At 64.5% G+C, this 753-nt stretch carries 1 protein-coding gene and 1 pseudogene; both read right to left on the minus strand.

The features are described 5' to 3' along the window. The coding region (locus ACYVDE_RS24990; RefSeq protein WP_460504216.1) for a Mur ligase domain-containing protein at window positions 1-192 on the minus strand (192 nt) is incomplete at its 3' end. 147 nt (window positions 193-339) lie between these two features. Further along, window positions 340-753, minus strand: a pseudogene (locus tag ACYVDE_RS24995) (hypothetical protein); the annotation flags it as partial.

Raw genomic sequence — 753 nt, forward strand, 5'->3', positions numbered from 1 at the left:
CAGCCCCTTTTCCACCGCGCCTTCGATGAACTTATGGCCATCGGTAGCCGTGCCGCGCAGGGCGCAGAAGGCCACGCCCGACCCGGCTTCGCGCGAGTCGAGGGTGAGGCCGGTGATGGGCACGTCGGTGGGGCCGTGCTGGGCGAGCACGTTCACGTCGGTGAGAAGAGAAAAGAGTGGCAGGGAAATCATGCGTTTAAGTTGGGCCGGTCGGACCGCCCCAGGCGGCCCGACCGGTTGTCGGCAGAACGATGGTAGTAGGCCAAAGCCTGGTTCTGGTTACGTTCGAGTAAAAACCGGTCCGACCGTCTAAGGCGGTCGGACCAGTGGATGGTTTAATTAGGCGCGGCGCACTGCCGGCTTGGCCGGCGCAGGCTTTTTGAAGTTCTTATCCGCGGCAGTCTTGCGGGTGTCTTTCGGCTTGTTGGCAGCTTTCGATTTATCAGCCGCTTTGGCGGTACCAGTTGCTGCAGGCTTGGCGGCGGATGCTGTGGGCTTGCTGGCTTTGGCATTCGGCTTCACGCCGGCCGAGCGTTCGGCTACGGCGGGCTGCACGTGGGCCTTCTCGCCATCGGCGAAGGACTTGCGGGTTTTGGCGGGCTCCATGTCCACGGGCACCAGCAGCTTGTTTTCGGCGAGGTCGGTGTGCTCGGGCTCGGGCAGAGCCACGGGCGCGGCAATGCGCGGGCCGGATTCTTCCAGCGTCAGCGTAATCAGCTCGCCGCGCTTGATGGGCGTGCCGGGCGCCAGCGA

It is taken from the genome of Hymenobacter agri (genome assembly GCF_054778495.1).